Below are 19331 nucleotides of genomic sequence, written 5' to 3'. Positions count from 1 at the left end.
ATTAAAGAGATGGATTTCTTGTATAAATGTTGATTTAGATTTAGAATAAAATAATAACAGTTATTTATTGAATGGAGGAATATTTTATGAAGAAAAAAATCGGTTTTTTTGTCGGAAGTTTGAGAAAAGATTCTTATAGTAGAAAAGTGGCCGTTGCTCTTTCCAGTTTATTCCCAGAAGAATATGAACCTATTTTTATCGATTTACATGAATTGGAAATGTATAATCAAGATTTAGATGATGAAGGAACGCCCACAGCTGCTTGGACGAAATTTAGAGAAGAAGTAAAGTCATTGACAGGACTTGTTTTTGTCACACCAGAATATAATCGCTCTGTACCTGGCGTTTTGAAAAATGCTTTAGATGTTGGTTCACGTCCTTATGGTCAAAATATTTGGGATGGTAAACCTGGCCTAGTTGTCAGCGTATCACCTGGTGCTTTAAGTGCTTTTGGTGCAAACCATCATTTACGCCAATCGCTAGTTTTCCTTAATGTTCCTACCTTGCAGCAACCAGAAGCATACATCGGCAATGTAGTAAATCTAATCAATGAAGATGGGACTATTGCCGAAAATACTATGAATTTTTTCAAAACAATCGTTGATTCTTATCTTGCTTTTTTAGAAAAAAATAATTGATTAAATTTAAATAGTCTAAACCCAAACTGAAATATCGTTTGAGTTTAGACCATTTTTACTTTATTTCTTCATATCGAAAACATGTTGTTACATGATCATTGATCATTCCAACTGCTTCTAAAAAAGCGTAGATGATCGTGCTGCCTACAAACTTAAATCCTCTTTTCTTCAAATCTTTGGTTATCTTGTCTGATAATTCGTTCGTTGTAGGAATCTCCAGTTGATTTTGATAAGAATTTTTCAAAACATTTTGCGCATTAAAACCCCATAAATAGTTGGAAAAAGTCCCGAATTCTTCTTGGATTTCAATAACTTTTTGAGCATTATGGATTGCCGCCTCAATCTTTCTACGATTACGAATGATACCAGGATCATTCAAAAGTTCTTCGATCTTGTTTTCGTCATAATGCGCAACTTTTTTTATATCAAAATTATCAAAGGCAGTATCAAAATAGTCTTCTTTATTCAAAATAGTTTGCCAGCTCAAGCCGGCTTGATTGATATCCAAGATTAATTTTCTAAACAAACGCTGATCATCATATACTGGAACTCCCCAAATCGTATCATGATAGTGTTTCATTTTTTCATTATCCTCTGCCCAAGAACATCGTTGTTTCACCTTGTTCCCTCCAATAATTAAACCTTATTTTTAAAGCTTTTCTTTAGTTTAGCAGAATTTCTATGAAAATGTTTACGATCCGGGATTAAAATATCGTGCTCTGATTGAATTATAGTTTATCTATCTCAATAATAAAAACAGACCAGAATCTAAAGACTTTGGTCTGCTTTCTTTTCTACTTTATTTTTTCTTCTTTTTCTTCTTCTTGTTTTTCTTCACCATGCGATTCATGGCCATTTTCCCTAGTTTACCTTTGATGCCTCCACCAAGCATTTGATCCATACCTGGTATATCCATATTTCCTTTAGACATTTGCTGCATCATTTTTTTAGATTCTTTGAATTGTTTGATCATACGATTGACTTCAACTACATTATTACCTGAACCGGCAGCAATTCTACGGCGACGGCTCGGATTTAATAAATCAGGATTTTCTCGTTCAGCAGGGGTCATAGAAAGTACCATCGCTTTTTTACGTGCTACATCTTTTGGATCGACTTTGACATTTTCTAGCCCAGGCATGTTACTCATTCCTGGAATCATTTTAAGCAAGTCCTCGATTGGTCCCATGCCCATTACTTGATCTAACTGCTCGATAAAGTCATTAAAGTCAAAGCTGTTTTCCTTCATTTTTACTGCAAGTTCTTCAGCTTTTTTCTCATCATAATCTTGTTGTGCTTTTTCAATCAACGTCAGCATATCACCCATGCCTAAAATACGGCTGGACATACGATCTGGATGAAAAATTTCTAAGTCAGTCAGTTTTTCACCTGAACCGATAAATTTGATTGGTGCCCCAGTAACGGAACGAATAGATAGCGCCGCACCGCCTCGAGTGTCCCCATCAAGTTTAGTGATAACCACACCAGTGATTCCTAATTGCTGGTTGAAACTTTCAGCAACATTAACTGCATCTTGCCCGGTCATTGCATCAACTACAAGTAAGATATCATCAGGTTGAGCTATTTCTTTGATTTGTTTTAATTCATCCATCAATGTCTCATCAATGTGCAGGCGCCCGGCCGTATCGATTAGGACGTAATCATTTTTCTTTTCTTTAGCCAGTTCCATCCCTTGACGCACGATTTCTACAGGACTTGTCTCAGTCCCCATATCGAAAACAGGTACATCTAATTGTTGGCCTAAAACCTTCAATTGATCGATCGCAGCTGGACGGTAGACATCGGCTGCTATCATCAGTGGACGTGCATTTTCAGTCTTGATCAAATGATTCGCTAATTTACCACCAAAGGTCGTTTTACCAGCCCCTTGTAACCCAACCATCATAATTACGGTTGGAATACGCTCTGATTTATTCAAGCCAACTGTATCAGTTCCGAGGGTCGCTGTTAATTCTTCATCAACGATTTTAACAATTTGCTGAGCGGGTGATAAGCTTTCAAGAACTTCTACACCCACTGCACGGTCACGAACCCGTTTGGTAAAATCTTTGACAACTTGTAAATTTACGTCGGCTTCCAATAAAGCCAGACGAATCTCTCTCATCATTTCTTTTACGTCAGCTTCAGATACTTTTCCTTTGCGACGTAATTTGCTCATTGCCTGCTGTAGGCGGTCTGTTAAACTTTCAAAAGCCATATTCTCATTCCTCTACTTCTTGTATTTGTTCTATATACTGTATGATTGTTGTATCTTTCGGATAGGTTTCGCTCACGTAGCTTTTAAGGTTCTCTAGCAATTCTCCACGTACGATATAATCAGAAAATAGATGAAGTTTTTTTTCATATTCTTCCAAGATTTTTTCTGTCCGTTTGATATTGTCATAAACTGCTTGGCGGCTGATATCGTATTCTTCAGCAATCTCGCCTAATGAGAAATCATCCGCATAGTACATCTCCATATAATTCATTTGTTTTTCTGTCAACAAAGTGGAGTAAAATTCAAACAACGCATTCATTCGATTGGTTTTTTCAATTTCCATAGTTGTGACTCCTATCTTCAATCCCTTTTAGGTTACCGATTTCAGAGTGATTAGTCAATAGTTCTTAATTGATTTTCGAGGATTTTTTTGAAAAGATTCTATCAACCATACTAACTGTGCGTATTTGCACAAAAATCCTTTTAAAAAAGCTATTTTTGATTATTTCTATTTTTCACGACCAACCACTGTTTGCCAGTCGTTCTCTGAAACGACATTAAGACCTTTGGAAATAAAATAAGCCGTTGCTACACCGACACCATTTCGATGATTACCGGAAAATGTACCATCATAAATGCTTTTACTTCCGCAAGACGGGCTATTTTCTTTTAAAATAATCATTGTGATATTTTGTTCGACTAATTTTTGATACGCTGTGATTGCTCCTTGTTTGAACATAACGGTCATATCTTCCCCTGTTTTCGTGAGGACTTTCGCGCCACCATCCCAAACGTCAAAACCATCTCCACCTCTTATTTCAGCAGGTTCTCGAGGAATCGGCAAACCACCCAATACTTCTGGACAAACAAGTATTGCTTGGTCATTTTCAACTAATTTTTTTAAGGCAGTGATTTCTTTTGCTTGACCATCATAGCGGCAACAAACACCGCCAAGACATGCGCTAATTCCAATCATTGGCTTCCCTCATTTCAATCTTTTTTATTATACCATTTCTTTGGCTTTGAAAGTAGTTTTAGAAACATTCCATAAAGTTTTTGATCGCTTGGAATCTGTGATAAAATAACCTTGTGTTTATTTCGTATTTAAAGGAGCCAAATAGATGAAGAAAGTACTAGTTGTTGACGACGAACCGTCGATCGTAACGTTGTTGACCTTTAACCTAGAAAAAGACGGCTATGAAGTAATATCAGCGGAAGATGGTGCAGTCGGTTATGAGTTAGCCTTGTCCAATCAATTTGATTTTATCATCCTAGATGTTATGTTGCCAAATATGGATGGCTTAGAAATCACAAAATCACTACGTAGAGAAAAAATTGATACTCCTATTTTGATATTGACTGCTAAAGATGATCAAGTCGATAAAATTATTGGGTTAGAAATCGGAGCTGATGATTATTTAACAAAACCATTTAGTCCTAGAGAAGTTTTAGCGAGAATGAAAGCAATCTTCCGCCGCCTAAAACCTACGTCAGCTAAACCAGAAGAATTTAACGAAACTATTAAAGCACCTTTGGTATTAGGTGAAATCAGTGTGGATGAACAAAATTATGAAGTGAGTGTCCGTGGTGAAAAAATCGAGTTGACACCAAAAGAATTTGAATTGCTCATCTACTTCATTAAGCGTAAAGATCGCGTAATCGATCGTGATACTTTACTCGACCGCATTTGGAACTATGACTTTGCGGGCCAAAGCCGTATTGTTGATGTCCATGTCAGCCATTTAAGAGATAAAATCGAAATCGATCCCAAACGACCTGCCTACTTAGTGACAGTTAGAGGATTTGGCTACCGTTTTCAGGAGCCGAAAAAATGAAAAAACGCCAACGCATTGAATATTGCTTAGTTGGAATTATGATGCTCGCCTTATTTGTGGGGAGTATTCTTTTAACAAACTATTTTTTCAAAAAGGAATTATTATCCCAACAGGAAGAATATTTACAAAAAAAAGGCACGTTGATTCTAGACCAGCTCTCTCCTGATTTGTTTTTAACCCAACATTTTTCGGATCAAGAAAAAAAGCTGATTGAGCATTATACAACTGATAAAAATGAACGATTGACATTAATGAATGCTAAAGGTGATATTTTTTACGACAGTGTTGATTCTGCAGTGCATGAATCAAGAAGTAATCGACCTGAGGTAAAAGCGATTCTTTCCGGTGCTGATTTTGGCTCTGCCTTAAGAAAAAGTACGACTTTAAAAGAAGAATTACTCTATTTAGCATTACCGGTCGATAAAAATGGTGAATTGATCGGGATTATTCGTATGTCTGAAGAAACGACACAGTTTTCCAATAGTATACAATCATTTAGACGCTATATTCTGTTTACTTTAGGCATTTTATTTTTGATTATTACGGCTTTCGTATTTTTATTACTTCACCAGAAAAATGAACCTTTGGTGACGGTTTTACCCGTTTTGAAAAAGATTGTGAAATATCCAGATGAAGCTCGTTCGATCATCCAAGATTCACCAGAATGGAATGAATTGTATCAGACGGTCAATCTTTTAAGCCAACAAATGAGCCAAACTTATTTAGCTTATACCTCAACTGACGAACAATTTCACGCTTTGCTAGATGAACTGATGATCGGTGTCTTCATTATTGATGTTGATGGAAAGCTTCAACTGATCAATCCTAAAATGACTGAAATTTTAATGATCGCTGAAAATGATTCAGGCAAAGATTATTTTGAAGTGATCAAAGAACCTGCCCTGATCCACTTGATTCATCAAGTCATTACAGAAAAAAGTTCAGTACATCAAGAAATAAAACTAACTGACTCATTGAATGAAACGATTTTAGATATGTCTTTACGTTTTATTGAAGAAGATGGAAATGATTACCAAGTTCTAGGTATTGCTTATGATTTGACTCGTGTCAGACAATTAGAAAAGATCCAAAAAGACTTTGTTAGTAATGTCTCACATGAGTTAAAAACACCCGTTACCTCATTACTAGGTTTTACTGAAACCTTATTAGACGGAGCCAAAGATGATCCTGAAACGTTAACACAATTTTTAGAGATCATGCAAAAAGACGCTTTGCGATTACAACAATTGATTCAGGAAATTTTACAGCTTTCTCGTGATGGAAAAAATATTTCCTATGATGATCAAGAAGTTGCTTTATTCCCTTTCACACAAGAAATCCTGCGTTCTTATCGTAAAGTAATCAAAGAAAAGCATCTGACCATCGAAATTCTCGGTGATGAAACAATAAACTATACAACAAAGTATGAGCTTTTCTATCCGATCGTTAAAAATTTGATTGAAAATGCGATTCAATATTCTCAATCTGATGGAACAATCACAATTAATTTTGGTTTGACTGATACATTCTTTTTCATAGTGAAGGATTTAGGAATCGGGATTAGCTTAGAAGACCAAGAACGGATTTTTGAACGCTTTTACCGGGTAGACAAAGCAAGAAGTCGGCATTCTGGCGGTACTGGTTTAGGTTTATCGATCGTGCATAATTACACTGAACTATTAGGAGGAACCGTTACGATCGATAGTCATTTGGGCCTAGGCTCAACTTTTATAGTAAGATTACCCAAGAACTAATTAAATCAAAAAGAGGCGAACGTTTTTCACGTTCTGCCTCTTTTTGATTCTTTAGGGGGAAAGAATTTATTTTTTAGTGATTGTTCCGGATACGTCTCTTTCAACTTTCATCGCTGTCATTGGTAGGTAACCTAATTCTTTGACTACACCTTCTTGAACATCATCTGTCAGCATGAAATCTAAAAACGCTTTTACATCTTCATCTGGTTGGCCTTTTGTATACATGTGTTCGTAAGACCAAATTTTCCAAGAATTGTCTGCAACATTCTCTTCTGTTGGTTTTACATCATCGATACTCAAAGCATCTGTCGATTCATCCATGTAAGAGAAAGCCAAGTAACTGATTGCGCCAGGTGTTTGGGAAACGATTTGACGAACGGTTCCTGATGAGTCTTGTTCTTGAGATTGAACCGCTTTTGCTCCATCCAATCCCCATTTTTCAAATGTTGCTCGTGTTCCACTACCGCTTGGGCGATTGATTACTGCGATTTCTTGATCTTTACCGCCTAAATCTTTCCAATTTTTAGTCTTTCCAGAAAAAATATCGATCAATTCTTGTTTGCTAATGTTTTTAACGCCCACTTCTTTATTGACCACAGGCCCCATTCCAACAACAGCTACACGATGGTCAACAAGTTTTGATGCATCTACACCAGATTTTTCTTCGGCAAAAACATCAGAATTTCCAATTGTCACAGCACCATCGGCAACTTGAGAAAGTCCAGTTCCGCTGCCTCCACCCTGAACTGAAATTGTATAATTAGCATGCTCAGAAACAAATTGATCTTTTGCCGCATCTACTAATGGTTGTAAAGCGGTTGAACCAACAGCTACGATTTTCACTGGTTGATTACTATTATTTCCGCTATCTTTAGATTTATTACTACTCTCACTAGTTGCAGCCCCTTGATTGCCACACCCAGCGATTAAAAGTCCTACACTTAAAACAATTGCTGATACTAAACGTTTCTTCATTTTTACACGTCCTTTTCAATTAGTTACAAGCTTAGTTTAACAGCAGTGTGTTAATTCTGTTTCAACGTTCTGTAAATAATCGGTAAAGGAATGTAAAGGTTATGTTGAGATGAAAAAACAGTTAAACGATTGCTCGTTTAACTGTTCGATTTGATATAATTACCTACTCGTTTCATTGCTTCTTTTAATGTCGCCAAATCCGCTGCATAGCTGATCCGTACATATCCTTGCGCCTCTTGACCAAAAGCCAATCCTGGAATGATCGCTATTGCTTGTTGCTGCGCCAAATCTACACAGAATTTCATTGAATCTTGTTCATATCCTGCTGGAATTTTGGCGAAAATATAGAATGCTCCATTCGGTCTAGCTACTTCGAATCCGAAAGAAGTCATTTGTTCGTAAACAAAATCACGTCGTTCACGGTATTCTTCTTTCATCACTGCAGAATCGTTGATTCCTTCCACAAGCGCTCTAACGGCTGCTTTTTGAGATATAGTTGAAGCCGCTGTAACTAAATATTGATGAACTTTTATGATTTCTCCAATCAAATTCTCCGGTCCAAAAATAAATCCAATCCGCCAACCAGTCATTGCGTGTGATTTTGATAGTCCATTAATCAAAATAGTTTGTTCTGGAATAAACTCCGCAATCGATACATGTTGATCTTCATAAGTTAATTCACTATATATTTCATCACTGATCACGAAAATCGGATAATTTTTCAAGACATCTGCAATTGCTTTGACTTCTTCACGATTATACGTTACACCAGTTGGATTGCTTGGATAATTTAAAATAATCGCTTTAACTTGATCGCCATGTTCTAACATTGCAGTAGTTATCATTTCAGGTGTTAAGACAAAATCATTCGCTGTCGTATCGATATAAATTGGTTCCGCTTGAGCCAAAGTAATGACTGGTTCATAGCCTGGATAGATTGGTGCCGGCATCAAGACTTTATCGCCAGGTTCTAAAATAGATAATAAACTTGCTGAAATCGCTTCAGTTGCTCCTACTGTTACTAAAACTTCAGACGCTGGCTGATAACTGACTCCATACTTTTCTTTCATAAAAAAAGTGGCAGCTTCACGAACATCGGTTAACCCTGACATGCCCGAATAATGGGAAAAATTATTTTCGATCGCATCATGTGCCGCTGTTTTTACATGCTCAGGAGTATTAAAATCGGGCTCTCCTAAAGTTAGCTTTATGATGCCTTCAATGTCACTTACTTGTTCGTCAAATTGACGAATCGTCGAAACGGCGATTTTATATACTTGCTTGTTAAATCTGTTCGTTAAATCCATGAAACCATCTCCTCGTATCTTACTGGTTCGACCTTCAAATCAAATATAGTAACATTTGCATCAATCGAAACACTAGTGTGCTATCCATATTTTCTTAATGGAATTATCATAGCATAATTTAACGAAAAATGAAATTTGTATTTCAAAATTGCGTATTTTCTTTTCAAATTCACATATTAAGCTTGCGAAATGTACTTCGCTTCTTTATAGTTAAAAGAAATGAAGGGAGAGATTTAAAATGAAAGGTATCAGAAAAATTACCCCCTATGTCCCAGGAGAACAACCCAATTATCCTGATATGATTAAGTTAAACACCAACGAAAATCCCTATCCACCGTCACCAAATGTTACTGAAGTATTAAAACATTTCGAGGCTGAACAATTAAAACGATACAGTTCTATCGATAATCTCTCTTTAAAAAAAGCATTAAGTGTCAAACATGGCTTATCTCCTGATCATTTTATAATTGGTAACGGCTCTGATGAAGTATTGGCCTTTTGTTTTCTCGCTTGTTTTAATAGTTCAGATCCTATCCTATTTCCAGATATCACTTATGGTTTTTACAAAGTTTGGGCAGAGCTATTTGAGATTCCATTTAGGGAATTGCCGCTAAATAGTAAATTTGAAATAAACTTGAAAGATTATGAGCAGTTAAATGGCGGAATAATCTTTGCCAATCCGAATGCACCTACAGGTTTATTCAAACCTCTGTCAGAAATCGAGGATTTATTGAAAAAAAATCCGGAGGTCATTGTGATCATCGATGAAGCATATATTGATTTTGCAGGCCAGTCAGCTGTTTCACTTTTAACTAACTATTCGAATTTGATTATAGTTAGAACCTTCTCTAAATCAAGTTCTCTAGCGGGCTTACGTGTTGGTTATGCCATTGGTAATCCAAAGTATATCCAAATTGTGGAAAGCATCAAATCATCGTTTAATCCCTATTCTGTTGATATGTTAGCTGAAAAAATAGCTGTCGCTGCTGTTTCCGATGAAGAATATTATATAAAAATAACTAGGGAGATTTGTAAAACTAGAGATTGGTTTGCAAAAAGTATTGAAGAATTAGGTTTTCAATCTCTTTACTCCCAAACAAATTTTGTATTACTAACGTATCCTGATTTGATTATTGAAGAGCTTTATGATTATTTGACAACCCACGATGTATTTGTTCGTTATTTCCCAAAAATTGAACGATTGAACAATTACTTGCGTGTTTCGATTGGGACACAGGAGGAAATGGAAAAGGTTTATCAATTAATGAATATCTATGTAACAAAGAACAGAAAATAATGTTAAAACAAACTTCTATTTATTTGATTCCTATTAATTTAATCGAACGTTTAAACTAAAAAATCATCCTTATTTTAAAGGATGATTTTTTGACGCTCTTATTCTTCTTTATGTCAAAATAGCTGTTTCAATTCTTTTATAAAAAATTGCCCAATCGTACTGATTGATTTATTTTTTTGATAAAGAACACAGATTTTGTTATTTGTACTTTCCGCCAATGGAACTAAACGAATCTCTTTTTTTGTAAAGCCAGTTACCACACCAGATCCTGAGGCATAAGCATCTGTTTCTACTAGTAAGTTCATCAGGGTTCCTCGATCATTTGTATAAATTACTGTTTCTTGTTCCTGATTCTCAATTAAATCTTCTGAAAAATATGCAAAATTACTACCTTCTTGCGTAAAGCGAACTTGAGGATAGCAGCATAATTGTTCCAGATCGATTTCTTTTTGTTTTGCTAACGGATGATTTTTGCCAAGGAAAATATGCGTTTTAAAGCTTCCAACAACATCATATGTTAAATTTGCTTGTTCTAGATATCGCTCGATACCTGATTGATTTTGACTATTTAAATAAATAATACCAAGTTCACTATGATAACTTTTCACATCTTCGATTACTTTTAACGTTGTTGTCTCAAATACACGAAAATTTTTGTATTGGTCTTTGAATTGCTGAATGACTTTGCCCATCACTTCGCCTAAAAAATCATAGTGCTGAGATGAAATCGAAAAACGTTCGCTCTTCGTTACTTCTTGATAGCGATTTTCAATTATTTCCATTTGAGTCAAAAGTTTTTCCGCATGTTCTAAAAAGGTCAAGCCCTCTTCAGTCAAAGAAGCTCCTTTGTTAGTACGAATAAATAAAGTTACTCCAATTTCTTCTTCTAATTCACGAATACCGTTAGAAAGACTTGGTTGTGTGATAAAAAGTTTTTTTGCAGCTTCTCTAAAACTACCATTATTTGCAACAGCTACAACATATTTCATCTGTTGAATATTCATAGAGGCCCTCCATCTTATTCAGAAAAATAGATTTTACGTCCATTCAACGCTTGGACTGGGCGATTGTTAAACGGTAGCATGCCTTCATCGATTCGCTCAAAAAAATCTTGATCCATTTTTTGAATAGAATCGAAGACAAACCAATGAACAGGTCCTTTTGTTGGTGGTGTTGTTAATGAACCTAAATAATGAAAATGTGATTTTTGTTCTGGTAAAAAAATTGAAGGATCAAACCATTGTTGATGGGTTTCAGAGTTCCACTCAAGCGTTGTCTGTCTTTTTGAAAATCTATTTTCATTTTTTGTAATCGTAAATAAACAACCCACAACCAAGTTATCACCAGAATTATTCATGTGAACCAGATGAAATTCTAGCGGCGCATGTTCTCCATCAAAGGTATGCTCACTTGGTGTATGAAAATGAATATCTGTTAAATAATATTTTTCATCTTCAAAAATCACATAGCTCTCTGTATTTGGTGGAACAAAATGAAAGGTGTTTTTAAATTCTTTTTCTGTAAATTCTTCAGTTTTATAACAAAAATCGATTGCCCTATCTGTAGATTGGCCATTGATTAAGTTTTTTGACAAATTAACAGGCGATTGATAAGGATATTTAGCTCCAGTTGAAAACCAATCACAAAGCGTGTGCCAATGTTCTGGCCCAAGCTCTCCTTCGTATCCCCATTCCACGTCCATATTTCGAATATTTTTCATCAAACCCCACCTTCTGATTTTATCATTTGAATAATCGTATACTAATTATTAATAACAGTCAATTTTCAAAGGCTATTTTATTCTTTTTTTGTAATAAAAGTATAGTATATCTGAGGAATCAAATCGATCAAGAAAAAGCATAACCTTTGAACACACGATCAAAAATTATGCTTTTTATGATATAAACTATTTATTTAACCAATTTTCTGGGTCTTGTTTCCACTCTTTTAATAATGCAACATCGTTTTCTTCAATATAATTCGATTCTAACGCCGCATCGATCAATGTTGAGTAATTTGTTAGTGTGATTAAGTCCATTTTATGTGCCGCAAATGTTTCTTTGCCTTTAGGTAGTTCATAAGTGAAGATAGCCGCTACACCTAAAACATCTGCCCCTTCACGTTGTGCTGCATCTGCCGCTTCTAGGACACTTCCACCAGTTGAGATCAAATCTTCGATTACAACCATTTTTTGTCCTTTAAAAATTCGGCCTTCGATTTGATTGCCTTTTCCATGTTCTTTCGCTTTACTGCGGATATAAACCATCGGTAAATCTAAAATATCTGCCACCCAAGCAGCATGAGGAATTCCTGCTGTTGCCGTTCCAGCAATGACTTCTACATCTGGATAAGTTTGTTTGATTTTTTCTGCTAATCCATTCGCAATATCCTTACGAACAACTGGATAGCTCATCGTAATCCGATTATCGCAATAAATCGGGCTCTTGATTCCACTTGCCCATGTAAAAGGTTCATTGGGACTTAAAAATACTGCTTCAATTTCTAATAAATCTTTGGCAATTTTTTTGGCTAATTCTGTCATGATTTTTCTCCATTCCACTCACTTTTTATTGATTGATACGCTTCATAAGGTTCATCAGCTTGTGTGATCGGTCGTCCCACTACAATATAAGTCGAACCAATTTTCCTAGCATCCGTTGGTGTCACTACGCGCTGTTGGTCACCAACTTCACTGCCGCTTGGACGTATTCCAGGTGTTAAGCAAACAAATGCATCGCTTGTCGCCTGATGGATGTCTTTAGCTTCTAATGCAGAACAAACAACACCATCCAATCCAGCCTTTTCAGTACATTTTGCATAATGGAGCACGCTATCTTTTAAAGGAACTTCAATCAATTGATCTTGGTGCATCTCTTTCTCACTTGTTGAGGTAAGCTGTGTTACAGCAATCAAGATGGGCACTTTTCCGCCATCTTTCGTCCCTTTTTTTAATCCATTTTTAGCCGCTTCCATCATCTTAACACCGCCCGCAGCATGAACATTTGTTATATCCACACCAAGTTTTGCTAAGCCGATCATTGATTTTTCAACGGTATTGGGAATATCATGTAATTTTAGATCTAGAAAAACGGAATGACCTATTGCTTTCAGCCAACGGACAATCTCAGGTCCTTCTTGATAAAATAGTTCCATTCCTACTTTAACGAATAGTGACTCTTCTTTAGGGAACTTGTCTAAAAATGCTTCTACTTCTACTTTTGATGGGAAATCTAATGCGATGATCGGTCGTTGACTCATAGATTTTTTGCCTCTCTAACTTCTTTGATTAGTTGCTCCAATGATTCGATTCCAAGTTCTGCCATTCTGTTAGGCAAAGCATCGATCAGTTTAGGACATATATATGGATCTGTAAAATTAGCAGTTCCAACAGCTACGGCACTTGCTCCAGCCATGAACATTTCTAATACATCATCCACCGTTTGTACACCGCCCATACCGATGATCGGTAGGCTAGAAATTTGAGAAACTTGATGAATCAAACGAATTGCCACAGGTTTGATAGCAGGACCTGATAATCCTCCTGTTTGATTGGCTAAAATCGAACGGCGAGTTTTTAAATCAATCCGCATCCCTAAAAGGGTGTTGATCATTGAAAAACCATCTGCACCTCCGGCTTCAATCGCTTGTGCGACTGGCACAATATCCGTTACATTTGGAGAAAGCTTTACATAAATTGGCACTTTAGCCACTTTTTTTACTGCTTGCGTTAATTGAAATGCAACATCTGGATCCGTGCCAAAGGCAATACCACCATGTTTTACATTTGGACATGAAATATTTAATTCAATTGCTTTAACATTGGGTGCATCACCAATTTTGCTGCATACTTCAACATAATCCTCTTCACAGGCTCCAGCAACATTGGCAATAATCGGTACATCATACGCTTCTAATGCAGGAAGTTTTGTATTCATGACCACATCCATCCCCGGATTTTGCAAGCCAATCGCATTTAGCATTCCACTCGGTGTTTCTGCTACTCTTGGTGTTGCATTACCGAAACGCGCTTGTGGCGTCGTCGCTTTGATCATGATCGAACCGAGTTTTCCTAGATCATAATATTTAGCATATTCTTCACCAAACCCAAAACAACCACTAGCAGGAATAATAGGATTTTTTAATTCTAGACCAGGAATACTGATTGCTAACGGATTTTTCATCATAAAACCACCTCACTGGCTCTAAAAATCGGCCCTTCATCACAAACTTTGACACTTTTTGTGCCAGTTTCATCATCAGGCACATGACAAACACAAGCATAACACGCACCCATGCCACAAGCCATTCGCTGTTCTAACGATAGAAAAACATTGGGATTGTCAGAAAAAACTTGTGCAACCATTTTTAGCATTCCATTTGCGCCACACGCATAAACTGCATCTGGCTGCTCTTTTTGAATTGCATCCAATAAAAGATTACCGACATTCCCTTCAACACCAAACGAACCATCATCTGTCGCAAAACGTGTATCTCCCAAAGCGATAAATTCATCTTGAAAATAGGCGACTTCTTTAGAAGCATAGCCAAGAAAATGAACGACCTCAATTCCTTTTTGCTTCAATTGTTTTGATAATTCATACATTGGTGGAATACCAATCCCACCGCCAATTACATATGCTTTTTGACCAGCAGCCAAACAATTGACGTCAAAACCATTACCTAAAGGCCCCATAACATCTAATGTGTCTCCTGCTAAGAGTTCAGCAAAAGCTTTGGTTCCATCACCTTCTGTTCGATAAATGATCGTACAGGTTTTTGCTTCTTTGTTTATTTGATTGATACTGATCGGTCTTCTTAAAAGCATATCTGCTCTAGGAACTTTTATATGGATAAACTGCCCAGGTTTTTCCATTTCATTAACTAAATCACCTGTCAAAGTCATTTGGAAAATTCTAGGTGCTAATTGTTGTTGAGAGATGATCGTCATTATTTCCTGTTTCATTTATTCCGCTCCTTTACAACATCAGGTTGAGAAAAAAGCGCCTAAGACTGGTGGCTCCGCTTTTTTCTCACCATTTATTTAATTTAGATAGACTCAGTTGAAAATGCTCGAGATTCTAGTACTTTCAGGATTGCTTCAGCTGTATCTAAAGAAGTAAATAATGGAACGCCATGTTCTACTGCCTCACGACGAATCAAAAATCCATCTTGATTTAGATCAGAACGATTTTTATCCATTGTATTCACAACAACTTGAGCTTCACCACTGCGGATCAGGTCTAGAACCGTTTCCCCGCCTTGATTTATTTTAAGAACCGTTTTCACTGATAATCCGTTATCTGCTAAGAAATCTGCCGTACCTTTTGTTGCAATTAAGCTATAACCGATCTCATTGAAACGTTTTGCTAAGGCAAGTGCTTCTTCCTTCGTTTCATCTGCTATGGTAAACAAGACCGCACCAAAACTTGGCAAGTGTAGGCCCGAAGCCTCGAAAGCCTTATATAATGCTTTTTCTAAACTATAGTCAGAACCCATTACTTCACCAGTTGATTTCATTTCAGGACCTAAGTATGTGTCTACTTTTTGAAGTTTAGTGAACGAGAATACCGGTGCCTTGATATGAACTTGCTGACTTTCAGGATACAAACCATCTTGATACCCTAAATCAGTTAGTTTCTCACCAAGAATTGCTTTAGTCGCTACTTGAGCCATTGGAATTCCTGTGATTTTACTTAAAAACGGTACCGTTCGACTTGCTCGAGGATTGACTTCTATCACATAAACTTTTTCCTCGTGAATCACAAATTGGATGTTCATCATACCAACACAATTCAATCCGATTGCCAGTTTTCTTGTATAGTTAGTGATTGTTTGTTGAAGCTCTTTTGATAAAGTTTGCGGTGGGTAAATGGCCATTGAATCGCCGGAATGGACCCCTGCACGCTCGATGTGCTCCATAATACCTGGAATCAGAACAGTCTGACCATCACAAATCGCATCAACTTCGCATTCTTTACCTAATAAGTAGCTATCCACTAATACTGGATGTTCAGGTGAAGCTTTTACTGCGTTACGCATGTAATCTTCTAGATCTTTTTGATTCTCAACAATTTCCATCGCTCGCCCGCCTAGTACATAACTAGGGCGAACTAAGACAGGATAACCGATTTTATTGGCTACAGCCACCGCTTCTTCGGCGCTCGTTGCAGTATCTCCTGGTGGTTGGGGAATATCTAGTTCTTGTAATGCTTGTTCAAATAAATCGCGATTTTCAGCTCTATCTAAATCTTCAATCGAGGTTCCTAAAATTTTTACACCTTGTTTTACTAAAGGTTCTGCTAAGTTTATCGCTGTTTGACCACCAAACTGCACAATAACACCAGTTGGTTGTTCTAATTCAATCACATTCATTACATCTTCTAGTGTCAGTGGTTCAAAATAAAGTTTATCTGAAATTGAGAAGTCTGTTGAGACAGTTTCAGGATTACTGTTCATAATGATTGCTTCAAATCCTGCTGCTTGAATTGCTTTTACAGAGTGAACCGTTGCATAGTCAAACTCTACACCTTGTCCGATTCTAATGGGTCCTGAACCTAGCACTAATACGGATGGTTTCTCAGAGCGGATACTTTCGTTTTCAAATTCATAAGTGCTGTAAAAATAAGGTGTCTGAGATTCAAATTCTGCTGCACAAGTATCGACCATTTTATAGACAGGAAGAATCTTTTGTTCATGACGATAATCTGCAACAGCTTGCTCTGTTAATTGCCATAGTTCAGCAATTTTTCTATCGGTAAACCCATTTTGTTTAGCTTCTTTTAAGATCTCAACATCTTTGATATTTTCTTGTAATGCTGTTTCCAACTCAAAAATATGAAGTAATTTATCTAGGAAAAATAAATCGATTTTGGTTAGCATGGCCAAATCTTCGATTGTGAAACCTCGACGTATTGCTTCTGATAGATAAAATAGTCGATCATCTTGCGCTTTCACTATTTTTTCAGTCAATAACTCATCACTAACTTCTTGGATTTCTTTTATCTCATTATGATAAGCACCGATTTCAAGTGAGCGAACAGCTTTTAATAATGACTCTTCAATATTACGTCCAATTGCCATGACCTCGCCAGTTGCTTTCATTTGGGTGCCTAAACGACGTTCCCCTTTTTCAAACTTATCAAAAGGCCAGCGGGGAATTTTTGCTACAACATAATCTAAAGCGGGCTCAAACTCTGCATAAGTTGTTTCAGTGACTGGATTTTTCATTTCATCTAATGTTAGACCTACAGCAATTTTTGCTGCTAATTTAGCGATTGGATAACCTGTTGCTTTACTAGCTAATGCTGATGAGCGAGAAACACGTGGATTCACTTCGATCACATAATAGTTGAAACTGTGAGGATCTAAAGCTAATTGAACATTACAGCCGCCTTCTATTTTTAAAGCTCTGATGATTTTAAGGGACGCATCACGAAGCATTTGATATTCGTGATCAGATAAAGTTTGACTTGGTGCAAAAACAATCGAATCTCCTGTATGGATTCCAACAGGATCGAAGTTTTCCATGTTACACACAACGATTGCGTTATCAGCAGAATCACGCATTACTTCATATTCTATTTCTTTAAAACCAGCGATACTTTTTTCAATCAAACATTGAGTTACAGGTGACAATTTCAATCCGTTTTCAGCGATGGTGCGTAATTCTTCTTCATCGTCACACATCCCACCGCCTGTACCGCCTAAGGTGAATGCAGGGCGAACGATGATTGGATAACCGATCGTATTAGCAAATTCTACCGCTTGTTCGACTGTATTGACGATTTCACTTTCAGGAATCGGCTGATCTAAGTCTTCCATTAATTGTTTAAATAAATCACGATCTTCTGCTTGGTCGATTGCATTTAATTTTGTTCCTAGTAATTCTACATTTAGTTCATCTAAAATCCCTGAAGCAGCTAATTCCATTGCCATATTTAGTCCTGTTTGACCGCCTAAAGTCGGCAATAGTGCATCTGGAAGTTCTTTTCGTAAAATACGAGAAACAAATTCCAATGTGATTGGTTCAATATAAACCTGATCTGCAATTTCTTTGTCTGTCATAATCGTCGCTGGATTTGAATTGACTAAAACAACTTCGTAGCCTTCTTCTCTTAAAGCAAGACATGCCTGTGTGCCGGCATAGTCAAATTCTGCGGCTTGACCAATAATGATTGGCCCTGAACCAATAACCATGATTTTTTTGATATCTGTTCTTTTTGGCATTAGTCTTGCTCCTTCCATGCATCCATTAGTTCCATAAACTCGTCAAATAAATGAAGACCATCGTGTGGACCTGGTGCTGCATCTGGATGATATTGCACTGTAAAAGCTGGGTATTGACGATGTCTAACACCTTCAACAGAGCCATCATTTACTTCTACATGGGTAACCAATAATTTTTCTGGATCGACAGTTGTTTCATCTACTGCATAGCCATGATTTTGTGAAGTAAAATCGATTCTTCCTGTCGCAATTTCTCTAACAGGATGATTTAATCCCCGATGACCAAATTTCATTTTGTACGTATCGGCTCCATTCGCTAAAGCAAATAGTTGATGACCAAGACAAATACCGAAAATCGGTACCTTTCCTTGAATGGATTGAATCATTTCGATTGCTTCCGGCACATCTTTAGGATCTCCTGGTCCATTTGTCAGCATTACACCATCTGGTGAAAGTTCTAAAATTGTTTCAGCAGTTGTGTTGTATGGTAAAACGGTCAAATTACAATGACGTTTCGATAGCTCACGTAAGATACTATGTTTCAAGCCAAAATCAACTACCACTACATTACGGCCAATACCTGGACTTGGATATGGTTTTGTTGTGGAAACTTGTGCTACTTGATTCTTGGGTAAAACTGTTGCTTTCAGCTGATCAAATTCATGAGTCAAATCATCATCTGCATCAACAAAGGCCGCTTTCATTGTTCCAACAGAGCGAAGTTTTCTTGTCAGCGCACGTGTGTCAATTCCTGAAATCCCAGGAATTCCTTTTCTTTTCAAAAATTCGTCCAATGTCATTTGTGCACGCCAGTTTGATGCAAGTCTGGCATGTTCTTTAACAACGACACCTTTACAAGTTGGGGAGATTGATTCGTAATCATCGCGATTGACACCATAATTACCAACCATTGGATAGGTAAATGTAATAATTTGACCATTGAAACTTTGATCAGTGATTGTTTCTTGATAGCCTGTCATGCTTGTTGTAAATACAACTTCTCCAACAACATTAACATCTGCACCAAACGCTTTTCCTTCAAAAACAGTTCCATCTTCTAGTATCAATAGTCGCTTCAAAT

At 36.8% G+C, this 19331-nt stretch carries 18 protein-coding genes; 4 read left to right on the top strand and 14 right to left on the bottom strand.

The window, feature by feature from the left end; translation table 11 throughout:
• Positions 1–86: 86 nt before the first annotated feature.
• Positions 87–638: an NADPH-dependent FMN reductase gene (locus IGL98_RS08720; RefSeq protein WP_206842391.1), complete on the top strand. Its 552-nt coding sequence runs from the start codon at positions 87–89 to the stop codon at positions 636–638.
• 55 nt (positions 639–693) lie between these two features.
• Here the strand turns inward: IGL98_RS08720 and IGL98_RS08715 are convergent, their stop codons facing one another.
• From IGL98_RS08715 to IGL98_RS08700, 4 genes are all read right to left on the bottom strand, one after another.
• Positions 694–1257, bottom strand: a complete 564-nt coding sequence (locus tag IGL98_RS08715) for a DNA-3-methyladenine glycosylase I (protein WP_206842389.1) — start codon at positions 1255–1257, stop codon at positions 694–696.
• Positions 1258–1437: 180 nt separating this feature from the next.
• Complete coding sequence (gene ffh, locus IGL98_RS08710) at positions 1438–2856, bottom strand: signal recognition particle protein (protein WP_206842387.1); 1419 nt, start codon at positions 2854–2856, stop codon at positions 1438–1440.
• 4 nt (positions 2857–2860) lie between these two features.
• Positions 2861–3199 carry a putative DNA-binding protein gene (locus IGL98_RS08705; RefSeq protein WP_069644642.1) on the bottom strand — a complete coding sequence of 113 codons (339 nt, stop codon included), beginning with the start codon at positions 3197–3199 and terminating at the stop codon, positions 2861–2863.
• Positions 3200–3364: 165 nt separating this feature from the next.
• A complete protein-coding gene (locus tag IGL98_RS08700) occupies positions 3365–3832 on the bottom strand; it encodes a DUF523 domain-containing protein (protein WP_206842385.1) in 468 nt (155 codons plus the stop codon).
• 145 nt (positions 3833–3977) lie between these two features.
• Between IGL98_RS08700 and IGL98_RS08695 the strand changes: the two genes are divergently transcribed.
• Positions 3978–4691, top strand: a complete 714-nt coding sequence (locus tag IGL98_RS08695; protein WP_206842384.1) for a response regulator transcription factor — start codon at positions 3978–3980, stop codon at positions 4689–4691.
• On the top strand, positions 4688–6445 hold the full coding sequence (locus IGL98_RS08690; protein ID WP_206842383.1) for a sensor histidine kinase: 1758 nt from the start codon (positions 4688–4690) through the stop codon (positions 6443–6445). Before IGL98_RS08695 ends, IGL98_RS08690 begins: the two co-directional genes overlap by 4 nt.
• A 66-nt stretch (positions 6446–6511) precedes the next feature.
• On the opposite strand, the gene IGL98_RS08685 is transcribed toward IGL98_RS08690, so the two are convergent.
• On the bottom strand, positions 6512–7420 hold the full coding sequence (locus IGL98_RS08685; protein WP_206842382.1) for a phosphate ABC transporter substrate-binding protein PstS family protein: 909 nt from the start codon (positions 7418–7420) through the stop codon (positions 6512–6514).
• A 137-nt stretch (positions 7421–7557) separates the two neighbouring features.
• Positions 7558–8727 (bottom strand): pyridoxal phosphate-dependent aminotransferase, encoded by a 1170-nt coding sequence (locus IGL98_RS08680; RefSeq protein WP_206842381.1) that lies wholly within the window; start codon positions 8725–8727, stop codon positions 7558–7560.
• A 238-nt stretch (positions 8728–8965) separates the two neighbouring features.
• On the opposite strand from IGL98_RS08680, the gene hisC reads away from it, so the two are divergent.
• Positions 8966–10024: a histidinol-phosphate transaminase gene (gene hisC / locus IGL98_RS08675; RefSeq protein ID WP_206842380.1), complete on the top strand. Its 1059-nt coding sequence runs from the start codon at positions 8966–8968 to the stop codon at positions 10022–10024.
• Positions 10025–10137: 113 nt separating this feature from the next.
• Here hisC and IGL98_RS08670 read toward each other — a convergent pair whose 3' ends face one another.
• From IGL98_RS08670 to IGL98_RS08635, 8 genes are all read right to left on the bottom strand, one after another.
• Positions 10138–11028 carry a LysR family transcriptional regulator gene (locus IGL98_RS08670; protein WP_206842379.1) on the bottom strand — a complete coding sequence of 297 codons (891 nt, stop codon included), beginning with the start codon at positions 11026–11028 and terminating at the stop codon, positions 10138–10140.
• A gap of 14 nt (positions 11029–11042) precedes the next feature.
• Complete coding sequence (locus tag IGL98_RS08665; RefSeq protein WP_206842378.1) at positions 11043–11744, bottom strand: carbonic anhydrase family protein; 702 nt, start codon at positions 11742–11744, stop codon at positions 11043–11045.
• Between the two features lie 186 nt (positions 11745–11930).
• Positions 11931–12566: an orotate phosphoribosyltransferase gene (gene pyrE / locus IGL98_RS08660; protein ID WP_206842377.1), complete on the bottom strand. Its 636-nt coding sequence runs from the start codon at positions 12564–12566 to the stop codon at positions 11931–11933.
• On the bottom strand, positions 12563–13282 hold the full coding sequence (gene pyrF / locus IGL98_RS08655) for an orotidine-5'-phosphate decarboxylase (RefSeq protein WP_206842376.1): 720 nt from the start codon (positions 13280–13282) through the stop codon (positions 12563–12565). Before pyrF ends, pyrE begins: the two co-directional genes overlap by 4 nt.
• Complete coding sequence (locus tag IGL98_RS08650) at positions 13279–14208, bottom strand: dihydroorotate dehydrogenase (protein ID WP_206842374.1); 930 nt, start codon at positions 14206–14208, stop codon at positions 13279–13281. The genes pyrF and IGL98_RS08650 overlap by 4 nt, the downstream gene beginning before the upstream one ends.
• Complete coding sequence (locus tag IGL98_RS08645; RefSeq protein WP_206842370.1) at positions 14205–14987, bottom strand: dihydroorotate dehydrogenase electron transfer subunit; 783 nt, start codon at positions 14985–14987, stop codon at positions 14205–14207. Before IGL98_RS08645 ends, IGL98_RS08650 begins: the two co-directional genes overlap by 4 nt.
• An 83-nt stretch (positions 14988–15070) precedes the next feature.
• The gene (carB, locus tag IGL98_RS08640) at positions 15071–18250 is read right to left on the bottom strand and encodes a carbamoyl-phosphate synthase large subunit (RefSeq protein ID WP_206912133.1); all 3180 of its coding nucleotides are present in this window, start codon (positions 18248–18250) and stop codon (positions 15071–15073) included.
• Positions 18250–19329 (bottom strand): carbamoyl phosphate synthase small subunit, encoded by a 1080-nt coding sequence (locus IGL98_RS08635; RefSeq protein WP_206842365.1) that lies wholly within the window; start codon positions 19327–19329, stop codon positions 18250–18252. Before IGL98_RS08635 ends, carB begins: the two co-directional genes overlap by 1 nt.
• Between the last annotated feature and the right edge of the window lie 2 nt (positions 19330–19331).

It is taken from the genome of Enterococcus sp. DIV0840 (assembly GCF_050527835.1).
Classification (GTDB): domain Bacteria; phylum Bacillota; class Bacilli; order Lactobacillales; family Enterococcaceae; genus Enterococcus_L; species Enterococcus_L ureasiticus.
Note: the sequence above shows the minus strand (reverse complement) of the source record. Positions and strands in the feature narration are given on the sequence as shown.